Below are 13,267 nucleotides of genomic sequence, written 5' to 3'. Positions count from 1 at the left end.
CATGGTGACGATGAATGAAGCACGCCACGCGCTCGAACGGTATTTCGCCGAACGCCCGCCCGCGATCTCAGGGGACCTCTACATCGCCGACGAGTGGTTCGAGGACGAACAGGACTACCTGCCGGTCTGGGGGGCGCGTCAGTACTACCTCGACGGAGACCAGGCGTATGGGCGCTGGGACAACGTCGTGATCTTCATCGACAAGCGCACGGGCGCTGTTCGTCAGGAGTTCCACACCCCGAACTTCGAGAAGATCAGCAGCATGACTCCGGTCCCCGCGACGGAATGAGGATGATCATGCTCGAAGCATCCACCTGGCCGTCGAACGTGCAGGCATGCGGCATCGCGCCGGTGCACGTATGACCGAGACAGGGCTGATTTGATGCTGGATCCGGAGACGACACGGTTCGTCGACGCAGCGACGGCCCTGCCCGCGGCGACCCTCGAAGCGGCGTTCGAACGCCAGCTCGATTTCTGGGGTGAAGGCGGTCAGGAAGCGAGCGATGCCGCGGGTCCGTCCGCGAGTGCGAATGCCGAGCTCGATCATCGGATTCGAGCAGCGCTGCTTCCCCGTGCCGACGAACTCGACGACCATCTCCTCGGGCTCCACTCGGATGCCCGGACGGTGATCTCCACGGCGGCGCGCGCGATCCAGACGCGCCGGCGGCTCACCCCCGAGCAGTTCACGGTACTCGTCACACCGTTTGTCGAACTCGGCCTCGACATTCCTGCTCACGAAGGCTGACCATCACGCACATGGGGACTCCTCCCCATGTCGTTCGCCTCACGCCTCGGTAGACTCTCCGAGGCGGCTCGGCGTCGCCTGCCGCATCGAGCCGATCCGTTTCAACAGTGGGCCGAACGGCTCCCGCCAGACGAAGGGTCACGCATGACGAGGTTCCGGAGCTTTGATCCGGTCGCCCCCATCTCCGACGACACGATCGCCGCATTCGCCGGCGCGGTCCCGACCGAGGTCGCCGATCTCTGGCGTACATACGGCGCGGTTCTGGTCGGTGACGGGTACTTCCGGTTCCTCGACCCGTCGCGTGCCGCGCAGATGCTCGCCGACGTGTTCGAACTACCCGAGGGCTCGACGGTGCTGTTCGCCACGGCTCTCGGCGACCTCGTCGTGCACGTCAATGGGCTCTACCTCGTCTACAAGGCGCGCTGGGGCGTGATCGACCTCATCGAGGGCGTCGACGTCGACCAGCTCGTCGCGTTGATCGAAGACACGGCAGAGCGCGACGTCGCCTGGGAATGGCAGCCCTATCCTGAGGCACGCGATCGCGACGGCGTGCCCGGTTTCGAGCAGTGCTACGGCTACGTACCGCTGCTCGGCCTCGGCGGTTCGCCCGACCCGGGCAACCTTCAGCTCGTCGGCCTCTACGAGCACTTGGCGACGATCGCGCAGCTCGTCGGCCAACCGTCGGTGCGTCAGCACCTGCAGACGGCAGCGGCCGAGCACAGCGCAGCAGAGGCGACCATGGATGCCTCAGACGAGGACCGGCTCGTCGCGGTCGCGCGAGCGCTGTTCGACAAGCTCACCGACAGCCCGAAACTGAACATCATCGATCTGCCCGACGGGCTCGGTGTCTGCGTCGTGCACGCGGTTCGCGGCGGCGGCACGATCTTCGTCGCGCCCGATGAGACGGTGCTGTTCGTCAGCTCGGCGGTCGACTTCGACGCCGGCCTCCAGACGTTCCGCGAAGGGGTGCGGACCCCGCTCGAGAAGTTCGAGCTCGACAAGAACGGGCGCGGCGCCTGATGGCCGACACCCTCGAGCAGCGGTGCGATCGGCTGCGTCAGCCCGTCACCGAACTCGTCGCGACCAGCATGTCGGCGGCGTATCGCACTCAAGACCTCCCGGAGCTGCTGAAGGCGATCGCGAGCGTGCGAGGCATCCTCGCCGAAGACCCGTCGGGTCTGCCCGACGGGCCGTTCCTCGCCTGGCTGCCGACGGCGCTGCGCAATCTCGACAGCATGAAAGAGGCCGTCGACGCGGGCGACGCGGCGAAGTCCTACGCGATCCTCACCGACAAGACCGACGGGTTCATCCGTCTCACGGTCGGCTGCGCCGGCTACCCCGGTTGGGATCCGGCCGGAACCTCCGCTGCGGATTGATCGGGGAGCACGCGGCGTAGTCTCGAAGTCATGGACCCGCGCCGCACCGCCTGGATCGTCGCCGCGTTCGCCGCGGCACTCGATCTCGCGTTCATCGTATGCGCCTACGGGTTCGTGAGTCTCCTCGGCGGCATCGAGGTGATCACCGACCCCGAGGCCGGTCGCTTCGTCGCCCCGGCGGCGGTCGGGGCATCCGTCGTCGCCGTGCTGCTCACCCTCGCCCTGACCCTTCGTCGGCCTGACCGGATGCTGCCGAGCCTCGCGTTCTCGGCGGTGTGGAGCTGGCTCGCCGCGGTCGTGGTCGCAGTCATCGGCTATGCGCTCGCGAGCACGTCGAACACGATGCTGGCGGCGCTCCTGTTCGGCCTCGGCTTCGGCATCGGGTGGTTCGGGTTGCTCATCCCGGCGCTGGCCGTACTGACGGCATCACTCGCCGTGCTCGTCGCGCGCGGGCGCGGCGCCGGCATGGAGCGGCCACTGTGGCCGTGGGAGCGCGACGAAGACAACGAGTGACGGCGTTCCCCGAGCCCGTCGAAGGGGCCGCGGCGCGCCACTCGGCGGCCGTATCGGTTTGCGGCAGGGGCTCGGCGCTATCGTGAAGCTGATGCAGGGTTCGATCGAGGCGCGGGTGAGCCACGAGGTCGACCGGTGGCTGGCGTGGCTGCCCCGGTGGCGACCTGGCACCCACCGCGCCCGCGTGCGGCTCTGCACTCGGTGCTTCGGGTCGCCGATCCTCACCGCCGCAGGGCTCGACGTCGATGTGCCGCACCCCGTGCAGCATTCCTTCTCGATGCGCATGAAGGGCATCATCGACCTTGCGGTCGACGACTACACGGCGCGCAACCTGCCGATGCTGCACCGTGAGATCCGGCTCGCCGAAGAGCGCAAGGCGCGGCGCCCGTATCGTGCGGGCGAGGGCCTCGAGCCGGAATTCCTCGGTCTCGACCTCGACCCCGAGCCGGTGCCCGACCAGCCGTTCCTCTTCACGCTCAGCGGACTCGAGGCCGACGCTGCGGCTGACGCGCTCGAGCCGGCGCCGCGCCCGTTCACGATGGAGGAGAAGGAGGCGCTCCGCGAAGAGGTGCGTCTCGCCGATGACTTCGCCAAGCAGCTCGGTCGGCGCATCTGCGTCGAACTCGCCCAGCACCGCGGGCGCATCGGCGACGCCGTGATCGAGTTCGTCGAGCCGCAGGTCGAAGACCTCCTCGCCGACCTCGAACGGGAGCTCGATTCGCCCGGGTGGCCGAGCTGACGGTTTGCCGACAGCGAACGCGGGCCTGCGGCATCCGTCCCCATTTGACCGCAAGGTTACGTGGCATTACCATAGATCGAGTGTGCGCTTTGACGCGCGCTTGAATCGTGCCCCGACATTCTGCGAAGAACAAGGCGCTCGAGGCAGGCAGCGGCAGGTCGACCACGTCATGGGCACCCTCACGGGTCGCCCCCACGGCATACCCACCACTGAAACGGCGCTGCGCTCTGCAGTGCCGGTGGGTCTGATGTGAATTCCATCAAACGCTGTCACCGTGCAGCACCAACAAGGAGAAGCAGTGCCAACCATTCAGCAGTTGGTCCGCAAGGGTCGCTCGCCGAAGGTCACCAAGACCAAGGCTCCCGCCCTGAAGGCCAACCCCCAGCAGCGCGGCGTATGCACGCGTGTGTACACCACCACCCCGAAGAAGCCGAACTCCGCGCTCCGCAAGGTCGCTCGTGTGAAGCTCTCCAACGGCAGTGAGGTCACCGCCTACATCCCCGGCGAGGGCCACAACCTTCAGGAGCACTCGATGGTGCTCATCCGCGGCGGTCGTGTGAAAGACCTTCCGGGTGTGCGCTACAAGATCGTCCGCGGCGCGCTCGACACGCAGGCCGTGAAGAACCGCAAGCAGGGTCGCAGCAAGTACGGCGCGAAGATGGAGAAGAAGTAATGCCTCGCAAAGGACCAGCTCCGAAGCGCCCCGTCGTCGCCGATCCGGTCTACGGCTCGCCCGTCGTCAGCCAGCTCGTCAACAAGATCCTCATCGACGGCAAGAAAGACCTCGCCCAGCGCATCGTCTACGACGCCCTCGAGACCGTTGCCGAGAAGAACGGCCAAGATGCCGTCGCCACCCTCAAGAAGGCGCTCGACAACGTGCGCCCGACCCTCGAGGTGCGTTCGCGCCGCGTCGGCGGCTCGACCTACCAGGTCCCCGTCGAGGTCAAGCCTCACCGCGCCAACACCCTGGCTCTCCGCTGGCTCACCAGCTACGCCAAGGCTCGTCGCGAGAAGACCATGACCGAGCGTCTCACCAACGAGATCCTCGACGCCTCGAACGGCCTGGGTGCCGCGGTCAAGCGCCGTGAAGACACCCACAAGATGGCCGAGTCGAACCGCGCCTTCGCCCACTACCGCTGGTAGCAGGCCAGTCGGATGCCATCGCGTACCGCGACCGGCATCCGATCGGCCCACTGCCGCTGGTAGCAGGCCAGTCGGATGTCATCGCGTACCGCGACCGGCATCCGATCGGGCCCACTCCCGCTGGTTGTAGGCGAGCGGATGCCGCGTGGCGGGCCCTGCGCTCGTCGGAGGGCCGCTCGCGGCATCCGCTCCCACTCCCTTTCCCCTTCCTGAATCTCCGGAGGAACACCCGTGGCACAAGACGTGCTCACCGACCTGAACAAGGTCCGCAACATCGGCATCATGGCGCACATCGATGCCGGTAAGACCACCACGACCGAGCGCATCCTGTTCTACACGGGCGTCAACCACAAGATCGGCGAGACCCACGACGGCGCCTCGACGACCGACTGGATGGAGCAGGAGAAGGAACGCGGCATCACGATCACGTCTGCCGCCGTGACCTGCTTCTGGAACAACAACCAGATCAACATCATCGACACCCCCGGTCACGTCGACTTCACGGTCGAGGTCGAGCGCTCGCTTCGCGTGCTCGATGGCGCCGTTGCCGTCTTCGATGGCAAGGAGGGCGTCGAGCCCCAGTCCGAGACGGTCTGGCGTCAGGCCGACAAGTACAACGTGCCGCGCATCTGCTTCGTCAACAAGATGGACAAGCTCGGCGCCGACTTCTACTTCACGGTCGACACCATCATCAACCGCCTCGGCGCCAAGCCGCTCGTGCTGCAGCTGCCGATCGGTGCGGAGTCCTCCTTCGAGGGCGTCGTCGACCTCGTCGAGATGCGTGCGCTCACCTGGCGCGGCGACGCGAAGGGTGACGTCGAGATGGGCGCCAAGTACGCCATCGAGGAGATCCCCGCCGACCTCGTCGAGAAGGCTGCCGAGTACCGCACGCTGCTGCTCGAGGCTGTCGCCGAGACCGACGACGCCCTGATGGAGCGCTACTTCGGTGGCGAAGAGCTGACCGTCGCCGAGATCAAAACGGCCATCCGCGGCCTCACGGTCAAGAGCGAGATCTACCCGGTGCTCTGCGGTTCGGCCTTCAAGAACCGCGGTGTGCAGCCGATGCTCGACGCCGTCATCGACTACCTCCCGTCGCCGCTCGACGTACCCGCCATCGAGGCGCACGACGCTCGCGACGAGGAGAAGGTCGTCATGCGTCACGCGGATGCCTCCGAGCCGTTCACGGCCCTCGCGTTCAAGGTCGCCGTGCACCCGTTCTTCGGTCGCCTCACCTATGTGCGCGTCTACTCGGGTCGTCTCGACTCGGGTGCCCAGGTCGTCAACTCGACCAAGGGCAAGAAGGAGCGCATCGGCAAGATCTTCCAGATGCACGCCAACAAGGAGATCCCCGTCGACTCGGTGACCGCCGGCAACATCTACGCCGTCATCGGTCTGAAAGACACCACGACCGGTGACACGTTGTGCGACCCGAACAACCAGGTCGTGCTCGAGTCGATGACCTTCCCCGACCCTGTGATCGAGGTCGCGATCGAGCCGAAGACCAAGGCCGACCAGGAGAAGCTCGGCACTGCGATCCAGAAGCTCGCCGAAGAAGACCCGACGTTCCGTACCGAGCAGAACTCCGAGACGGGCCAGACGGTCATCAAGGGCATGGGCGAGCTTCACCTCGACATCCTGGTCGACCGCATGAAGCGCGAATTCAACGTCGAGGCCAACGTGGGCAAGCCCCAGGTCGCGTACCGCGAGACGATCAAGCGCGCGGTCGAGAAGCACGACTTCACCCACAAGAAGCAGACCGGTGGTTCCGGCCAGTTCGCGAAGATCCAGTTCGCGATCGAGCCGCTCGAGATCGAAGGCGACAAGACCTACGAGTTCGAGAACAAGGTCAGCGGTGGTCGCATCCCCCGCGAGTACATCCCCTCGGTCGACGCCGGGTTCCGCGATGCCATGCAGTACGGCATTCTCGCGGGCTACCCGATGGTCGGCGTGAAGGCGAGCCTGCTCGACGGTGCGGCCCACGACGTCGACTCCTCGGAGATGGCGTTCAAGATCGCCGGATCGATGGGCTTCAAGGAAGCCGCTCGCAAGGCGAACCCCGTACTGCTCGAACCGCTGATGTCCGTCGAGGTCCGTACTCCTGAGGAGTACATGGGCGACGTCATCGGCGACCTGAACTCGCGTCGCGGTCAGATCCAGTCGATGGAGGATGCCGCAGGCGTGAAGGTCGTGCGTGCGCACGTCCCGCTCTCGGAGATGTTCGGATACATCGGCGACCTTCGGTCGAAGACCTCTGGTCGCGCGGTGTACTCGATGGAGTTCCAGAGCTACGCGGAGGTCCCGAAGGCTGTGGCCGACGAGATCGTCCAGAAGAACAAGGGCGAATAGTCCGAGACGCACGAACCTGCCGGTTCGCGTAACATATCAACACAAACCCCCGTAGACCACCGGTCGCAATCCAGCGCCCGGGGGCTCTACACGAGTCCTGAGGAGGACCCACAGTGGCTAAGGCCAAGTTCGAGCGGACCAAGCCGCACGTCAACATCGGAACGATCGGTCACGTCGACCACGGTAAGACCACGCTCACCGCCGCGATCTCGAAGGTGCTCGCCGACAAGTACCCGTCGGCCACCAACGTGAAGCGCGACTTCGCGTCGATCGACTCCGCTCCTGAAGAGCGCCAGCGTGGCATCACGATCAACATCTCGCACGTCGAGTACGAGACGCCGAAGCGCCACTACGCGCACGTCGACGCCCCGGGTCACGCCGACTACATCAAGAACATGATCACCGGTGCTGCGCAGATGGACGGCGCGATCCTCGTGGTCGCGGCGACCGACGGCCCGATGGCTCAGACGCGTGAGCACGTGCTGCTCGCCAAGCAGGTCGGCGTGCCCTACCTGCTCGTTGCGCTCAACAAGTCCGACATGGTCGACGACGAAGAGATCCTCGAGCTCGTCGAGCTCGAGGTTCGCGAGCTGCTTTCCAGCCAGGGCTTCGACGGTGACAACGCTCCCGTCGTGCAGGTCTCCGGCCTGAAGGCTCTCGAGGGCGACGAGAAGTGGGTCAAGTCGGTTCTCGACCTCATGGACGCCGTCGACGAGTCGATCCCCGACCCGGTGCGCGACAAGGACAAGCCCTTCCTCATGCCGATCGAGGACGTCTTCACGATCACCGGTCGTGGAACCGTCGTCACGGGCCGCGCCGAGCGTGGCACGCTGAAGATCAACTCCGAGGTCGAGATCGTCGGCATCCGCCCGACGCAGAAGACCACGGTCACCGGCATCGAGATGTTCCACAAGCAGCTCGACGAGGCATGGGCCGGCGAGAACTGCGGTCTGCTCCTTCGCGGTACCAAGCGCGAAGACGTGGAGCGCGGCCAGGTCGTCGTCGCTCCCGGGTCGGTCACGCCGCACACGAACTTCGAGGGCACCGCGTACATCCTCTCCAAGGAGGAGGGCGGGCGTCACAACCCGTTCTACGCGAACTACCGCCCGCAGTTCTACTTCCGCACCACCGACGTCACCGGCGTCATCACGCTGCCCGAGGGCACCGAGATGGTCATGCCCGGCGACACCACCGACATGACGGTCGAGCTCATCCAGCCGATCGCCATGGAGGAGGGCCTCGGCTTCGCCATCCGTGAGGGTGGTCGCACCGTCGGCGCCGGCACGGTCACGAAGGTGCTCAAGTAACACCTTTCGCATTTCGCGATCCGGAAAAGGGGTCGGTCCTTCTGGGCCGGCCCCTTTTCCTGTTCGCTCTCGCGCGAACCGGGCGAGGGTTCTACGCTGGAACGGATGGCAGTTCCCACTCAGCCACTCGTTCGATCGACGGTTCGCCCCGAGATCCAGGCTCTCCGGGCGCTCGCCGTCGGAGCGGTCGTGCTCCATCACGGTTGGCCGGCCGTCGCGCCGGCCGGGTACATGGGCGTCGATGTCTTCTTCGTCGTCTCGGGATTCCTCATCACCGGCCTGCTCCTCCGAGAGGCCGAGACGCGCGGAAGAATCTCGCTGAGCAGCTTCTACCTCCGCCGTGCTCGGCGTATCCTCCCCGCTGCGGTCGTGGTGCTGCTGGCAGTGTCCGTGCTCACGCTCCTCGTCGTTCCGCAGCGCGAGTGGCGATCGTGGTTCCGCGAGATCGTGGCGAGCGCGCTCTACTACGAGAACTGGCAGTTGGCCATTGATTCGCAGATCCCGCGCCGGGCTGATCTGGAATCGACGCCGGTGCAGCACTTCTGGTCGCTGTCGGTCGAGGAGCAGTTCTACCTGTTCTGGCCGCTCCTCATCATCCTCGGGCTCTGGATCGCTGCGCGCAGGGGAGTGGCCTCCCGGCGCTTCGTGCTGGCCGTGCTCGGCACGGTCACCGCGGCATCCCTCACGTACTCCGTCGTGCTCACCACTCAGAACGCGGATCTCGCCTACTTCTCGACACTCACCCGCACGTGGGAATTCGGCGTCGGGGGGATCCTCGCCGTCGTCGCCGGCACGCCGAGTCCAGTTCATGCGCGTTGGCGCAGCGCGGCGTCATGGGTGGGGCTCGCGCTGATCGTCGTGCCGATCGTCGCCTTCCGTTCGCACGAACTGTTCCCCGGAGTCGTCGTGCTCCTGCCGGTCGCGGGAACCATCGCGGTGATCTGGGCGGGCATGCCGGATGTCGCGTGGTCACCGGCCCGTCTCGCCGGAGCGACCCCCGTGCAGTGGACGGGGGATGTGTCGTACTCGCTCTATCTCTGGCACTGGCCGATCTTCATGTTCGTGCCCTACTTCACCGGTATGCCGAGCCCGCCGTGGCTCATGGTGCTGCTCGTCGCGCTCGCGTTCCTCGTCGCGGGCCTGTCGAAGCGATTCATCGAGGACCCGTTCCGCACTCCTGCGAAGGGAGTCGGCGGTCGCCCGTCGGTCGTCATCGGCGGCATCGCTGCTGTGGTCGCGATCGTCGTCGCTGCCGGCGTCGTCGCGCCGGGCATGGCCGCGGAGCATGCGCTCGCGTGCGATCGCAGCGACCGCGAGTGACGTCGGTCAGACCGTGGTTCCGTCGATCGTCGTCTCGAGTTCGATGCTCCCGTGCACGCTGCGAGCGACGGTGCAGCCGCGATCGATCGCCTTCACCATGATCTCGATGAGCTTCGTGCGTTCGGCCGGTTCGAGCACGGAGAGGTCGACGAGCAGTTCTTCGTCGACGCGCGAGTAGCGGTTGTCGGCGTCGGCGGTGCCGTGCGCCCATACGGTCATTGCGAAGTCGTCGCCGAGACGGCGCGCCGCGACCCGGTCGGCGCTCATGCCTGCGCACCCGGCGAGGGCGAGCTTCAGCAATTCACCGGGGGTGAAGTGGCCTTCCGCCTCTTCCGGCCCGATCAGCACTGTCGAGCCGCGCTCGTTCATGCCCTCATAGGTGCGTGAGCCGGTGCGCGTGACCGAGACGCTGCCCGGTCCGATCCGCTCACTCACTCGGTGCGCGTGCTCGGTCATGAGGCCTCCAGTCATGGTCGTCAGCTCGATTCCATCACGGATGCGTCGGGCTCGAGGCATCCAAACCTGCAACCAGGCTGTGAACCGAGCGGACGCGACACGCCCGGGTTGCATGGAGGCCCGGACTGTGGCAAACTCGATGAGTTCAACATTTCGAACGCGTGCATGCGTGCGCGCCGATCGGATCACTGTCAGGCAGTGCATAGCCACCCGGTTCATACGGGGGTCAGGCTAGGCCGCAGGCAGGAGAACAGACAAACCGACAACCACAACGCAAAGGGCCTGTGCCTGCAAAGACACAGGTGTGTCTGCGTGCGCGTCGGCGGGCAAGAGGTCGGGCGTGTCGAGGGCACCGCGGCGGAGAATATCCGCCCGGGTGGTTTCGACAGGCTCGATCACCGGCCTTTGACAGAAGAACAGTGGTGCTTCACACGGAGTAGCTACGCGGCGTCCGATGCCCTCGGAAGGGTAAGACGCCTTGACAGAGAGAGAGTCAGTAATGGCGGGACAGAAGATCCGCATTCGACTGAAGTCGTATGACCACGAGGTCATCGACATCTCGGCGCGCAAGATCGTCGACACGGTGACCCGCGCGGGCGCCACGGTCGTCGGCCCCGTGCCGCTTCCGACGGAGAAGAACGTGGTGTGCGTCATCCGTTCGCCGCACAAGTACAAGGACAGCCGCGAGCACTTCGAGATGCGCACCCACAAGCGTCTCATCGACATCGTGGACCCGACGCCCAAGGCCGTCGACTCGCTCATGCGACTCGACCTGCCGGCCGACGTCAACATCGAGATCAAGCTCTGAGGTAACAGATGTCTTCCGCTACCAAGAACGTGAAGGGACTGCTGGGCACGAAGCTCGGCATGACCCAGGTGTGGGACGAGAACAACAAGCTCGTTCCGGTCACTGTCATCGAGATCGCCCCGAACGTGGTCACCCAGGTTCGCACTCCCGAGAAAGACGGCTACCAGGCTGTTCAGATCGCGGCAGGCGCCATCGACCCGCGCAAGGTGAACCTGCCCGCAGCCGGTCACTTCCGTGAGGCGGGCGTGACTCCGCGTCGCCACCTCACCGAGGTGCGCACCGCTGACGCCGCCTCGTACGAGCGCGGCCAGGAGCTCACCGTCGAGGCCACCTTCGAAGCCGGCCAGCTCGTCGACGTCGTCGGCACGAGCAAGGGCAAGGGCTTCGCCGGTGTCATGAAGCGCCACAACTTCAAGGGTGTCTCCGCTTCGCACGGTTCGCACCGCAACCACCGCAAGCCCGGCTCGATCGGTGCCTCCTCGACCCCCAGCCGTGTCTTCAAGGGCATGCGCATGGCCGGTCGCATGGGTGGCGAGCGCGTGACCGTGCTCAACCTCCGCGTGCACGCCGTCGACGCCGAGAAGGGCCTGCTGCTCGTCAAGGGCGCAGTTCCCGGTGCTCGCGGCCGCCTCGTTTTCGTCCGCAACGCAGTGAAGGGGGCGTAGTCCATGGCTACCGCCAACACCATTGACGTGCTCGACGCGACCGGCAAGAAGTCCGGCTCGGTCGAGCTGCCCGCCGAACTCTTCGACGTGCAGACCAACGTCCCGCTCATCCACCAGGTCGTCGTCGCCCAGCTCGCAGCAGCGCGCCAGGGCACGCACAAGACCAAGACCCGCGGCGAAGTTTCCGGCGCCGGTCGCAAGCCGTTCAAGCAGAAGGGCACCGGCCGCGCCCGTCAGGGTTCGATCCGCGCTCCTCAGATGACCGGCGGTGGCATCGTCCACGGCCCGCAGCCGCGTGACTACTCGCAGCGCACCCCCAAGAAGATGATCGCCGCAGCCCTCCTCGGCTCGCTCTCCGACCGCGCACGCGGCGGCCGCATCCACGCGGTCTCCGGTTTCGTCGCCGGCGAGACGCCGAGGACGAAGGACGCCGTCGCTCTCCTCGGTGCGATCGCTCCGGCCAAGCGCTTCCTCATCGTGCTCACGCAGGATGAAGAGCTCGCGCAGCGCGCCGTGCGCAACATCCCGACCGTGCACGTGCTGCGCGTCGACCAGCTGAACGCCTACGACGTGCTCGTCTCAGACGACATCGTCTTCAGCACCGCTGCGCTCGAGGCCTTCGTGGCCTCCAAGGCGCCCAAGGCTGACAGCGCAGTGAAGGAAGAGGTCTCGGCATGACCGCCGCCGCGAACAACAAGGACCCGCGCGAAATCATCATCGCGCCCGTCGTCTCGGAGAAGAGCTACGGCCTGATCGACGAGGGCAAGTACACGTTCATCGTGGACCCTCGCTCGAACAAGACCGAGATCAAGCTCGCGATCGAGAAGATCTTCAACGTCCAGGTGGCGTCGATCAACACCCTGAACCGTCAGGGCAAGACGCGCCGTACCCGGTTCGGCCTTGGCAAGCGCAAGGACACCAAGCGCGCGATCGTCACGCTCAAGTCCGGCTCGATCGACATCTTCACGGCTGTCGGCTAGGGAGCAGAGGAAAAAGAATGGCTATTCGTAAGTACAAGCCCACGACCCCTGGTCGTCGCGGTTCGTCGGTCGCCGACTTCGCGGAGATCACGCGGTCGACGCCCGAGAAGTCGCTGCTCCGCCCGCTGTCCAAGACTGGTGGTCGCAACAACCAGGGTCGCATCACGACGCGTCACATCGGTGGTGGCCACAAGCGCCAGTACCGCGTGATCGACTTCCGTCGCAACGACAAAGACGGCATCAACGCCAAGGTCGCTCACATCGAGTACGACCCCAACCGCACCGCGCGCATCGCGCTGCTGCACTTCGTCGACGGCACCAAGCGGTACATCCTCGCTCCGAACAAGCTCGCTCAGGGCGACATCGTCGAGTCTGGCGCCGCGGCCGACATCAAGCCCGGCAACAACCTGCCGCTGAAGAACATCCCCACCGGTACCGTGATCCACGCGATCGAGCTCCGCCCCGGTGGCGGCGCGAAGATGGCCCGTTCGGCCGGTGCCTCCGTTCGCCTCGTTGCGAAAGACGGCCCCTACGCCCAGCTGCGTCTGCCCTCGGGCGAGATCCGTAACGTCGACGCGCGCTGCCGCGCGACCGTCGGCGAGGTCGGCAACGCCGAGCAGTCGAACATCAACTGGGGCAAGGCCGGCCGCATGCGTTGGAAGGGCGTCCGCCCGACCGTGCGCGGTGTGGCCATGAACCCGGTCGATCACCCGCACGGTGGTGGTGAGGGCAAGACGTCCGGTGGACGTCACCCCGTCAGCCCGTGGGGCCAGAAGGAAGGCCGTACGCGCAAGCGCGATCTTCCCAGCGACAAGCTCATCGTTCGCCGTCGCAATGTCGGCAAGAAGCGCAAGTAGGAGTTGTAGAAG

17 protein-coding genes are annotated in these 13,267 nt (G+C 66.0%); 16 read left to right on the top strand and 1 reads right to left on the bottom strand.

Annotation, left to right across the window (positions count from 1 at the left end; translation table 11 throughout):
- The first annotated feature begins 10 nt into the window (after window positions 1-10).
- The 11 genes from AC1C2T_RS18840 to AC1C2T_RS18790 all read left to right on the top strand — a co-directional run bounded on the left by AC1C2T_RS18840 (window position 11) and on the right by AC1C2T_RS18790 (window position 9,489).
- Window positions 11-289: a hypothetical protein gene (locus AC1C2T_RS18840; RefSeq protein ID WP_495386283.1), complete on the top strand. Its 279-nt coding sequence runs from the start codon at window positions 11-13 to the stop codon at window positions 287-289.
- A 93-nt stretch (window positions 290-382) separates the two neighbouring features.
- Entirely contained in the window at window positions 383-745 is a 363-nt protein-coding gene (locus tag AC1C2T_RS18835) for a hypothetical protein (protein WP_495363006.1), read from the top strand.
- 144 nt (window positions 746-889) lie between these two features.
- Window positions 890-1,765: a T6SS immunity protein Tdi1 domain-containing protein gene (locus AC1C2T_RS18830; RefSeq protein ID WP_495386282.1), complete on the top strand. Its 876-nt coding sequence runs from the start codon at window positions 890-892 to the stop codon at window positions 1,763-1,765.
- The gene (locus AC1C2T_RS18825; protein ID WP_495363004.1) at window positions 1,765-2,121 is read left to right on the top strand and encodes a hypothetical protein; all 357 of its coding nucleotides are present in this window, start codon (window positions 1,765-1,767) and stop codon (window positions 2,119-2,121) included. The genes AC1C2T_RS18830 and AC1C2T_RS18825 overlap by 1 nt, the downstream gene beginning before the upstream one ends.
- Before the next feature lie 30 nt (window positions 2,122-2,151).
- On the top strand, window positions 2,152-2,634 hold the full coding sequence (locus AC1C2T_RS18820; protein ID WP_495386281.1) for a DUF6121 family protein: 483 nt from the start codon (window positions 2,152-2,154) through the stop codon (window positions 2,632-2,634).
- Window positions 2,635-2,725: 91 nt separating this feature from the next.
- On the top strand, window positions 2,726-3,373 hold the full coding sequence (locus tag AC1C2T_RS18815; RefSeq protein ID WP_495363002.1) for a spermidine/putrescine ABC transporter substrate-binding protein: 648 nt from the start codon (window positions 2,726-2,728) through the stop codon (window positions 3,371-3,373).
- Window positions 3,374-3,671: 298 nt separating this feature from the next.
- Window positions 3,672-4,046 (top strand): 30S ribosomal protein S12, encoded by a 375-nt coding sequence (gene rpsL / locus AC1C2T_RS18810; RefSeq protein WP_108596013.1) that lies wholly within the window; start codon window positions 3,672-3,674, stop codon window positions 4,044-4,046.
- A complete protein-coding gene (gene rpsG / locus AC1C2T_RS18805; RefSeq protein WP_495363001.1) occupies window positions 4,046-4,516 on the top strand; it encodes a 30S ribosomal protein S7 in 471 nt (156 codons plus the stop codon). Before rpsL ends, rpsG begins: the two co-directional genes overlap by 1 nt.
- 231 nt (window positions 4,517-4,747) lie before the next feature.
- Entirely contained in the window at window positions 4,748-6,862 is a 2,115-nt protein-coding gene (fusA, locus tag AC1C2T_RS18800; protein WP_495363000.1) for an elongation factor G, read from the top strand.
- Window positions 6,863-6,975: 113 nt separating this feature from the next.
- Entirely contained in the window at window positions 6,976-8,169 is a 1,194-nt protein-coding gene (gene tuf / locus AC1C2T_RS18795) for an elongation factor Tu (RefSeq protein ID WP_495362999.1), read from the top strand.
- 105 nt (window positions 8,170-8,274) lie between these two features.
- The gene (locus tag AC1C2T_RS18790; protein ID WP_495386280.1) at window positions 8,275-9,489 is read left to right on the top strand and encodes an acyltransferase family protein; all 1,215 of its coding nucleotides are present in this window, start codon (window positions 8,275-8,277) and stop codon (window positions 9,487-9,489) included.
- 6 nt (window positions 9,490-9,495) lie between these two features.
- Here the strand turns inward: AC1C2T_RS18790 and AC1C2T_RS18785 are convergent, their stop codons facing one another.
- Window positions 9,496-9,945 carry an OsmC family protein gene (locus AC1C2T_RS18785; RefSeq protein ID WP_495362997.1) on the bottom strand — a complete coding sequence of 150 codons (450 nt, stop codon included), beginning with the start codon at window positions 9,943-9,945 and terminating at the stop codon, window positions 9,496-9,498.
- A 499-nt stretch (window positions 9,946-10,444) separates the two neighbouring features.
- Between AC1C2T_RS18785 and rpsJ the strand changes: the two genes are divergently transcribed.
- Genes rpsJ through rplB form a run of 5 tightly spaced genes read left to right on the top strand, consistent with a single transcriptional unit; the run spans window position 10,445 to window position 13,255 of the window.
- Window positions 10,445-10,753, top strand: a complete 309-nt coding sequence (rpsJ, locus tag AC1C2T_RS18780; protein WP_495362996.1) for a 30S ribosomal protein S10 — start codon at window positions 10,445-10,447, stop codon at window positions 10,751-10,753.
- 8 nt (window positions 10,754-10,761) lie between these two features.
- Window positions 10,762-11,418, top strand: a complete 657-nt coding sequence (gene rplC, locus AC1C2T_RS18775) for a 50S ribosomal protein L3 (protein WP_495362995.1) — start codon at window positions 10,762-10,764, stop codon at window positions 11,416-11,418.
- A 3-nt stretch (window positions 11,419-11,421) separates the two neighbouring features.
- Entirely contained in the window at window positions 11,422-12,096 is a 675-nt protein-coding gene (gene rplD, locus AC1C2T_RS18770; RefSeq protein ID WP_495362994.1) for a 50S ribosomal protein L4, read from the top strand.
- Window positions 12,093-12,398, top strand: a complete 306-nt coding sequence (rplW, locus tag AC1C2T_RS18765; RefSeq protein ID WP_495362993.1) for a 50S ribosomal protein L23 — start codon at window positions 12,093-12,095, stop codon at window positions 12,396-12,398. Before rplD ends, rplW begins: the two co-directional genes overlap by 4 nt.
- A gap of 17 nt (window positions 12,399-12,415) precedes the next feature.
- On the top strand, window positions 12,416-13,255 hold the full coding sequence (gene rplB / locus AC1C2T_RS18760; protein ID WP_495362992.1) for a 50S ribosomal protein L2: 840 nt from the start codon (window positions 12,416-12,418) through the stop codon (window positions 13,253-13,255).
- The last annotated feature ends 12 nt before the right edge of the window (window positions 13,256-13,267 follow it).

This window comes from Agromyces sp. Y558 (assembly GCF_059445415.1).
This window is presented reverse-complemented; position numbering and strand designations above follow the sequence as displayed.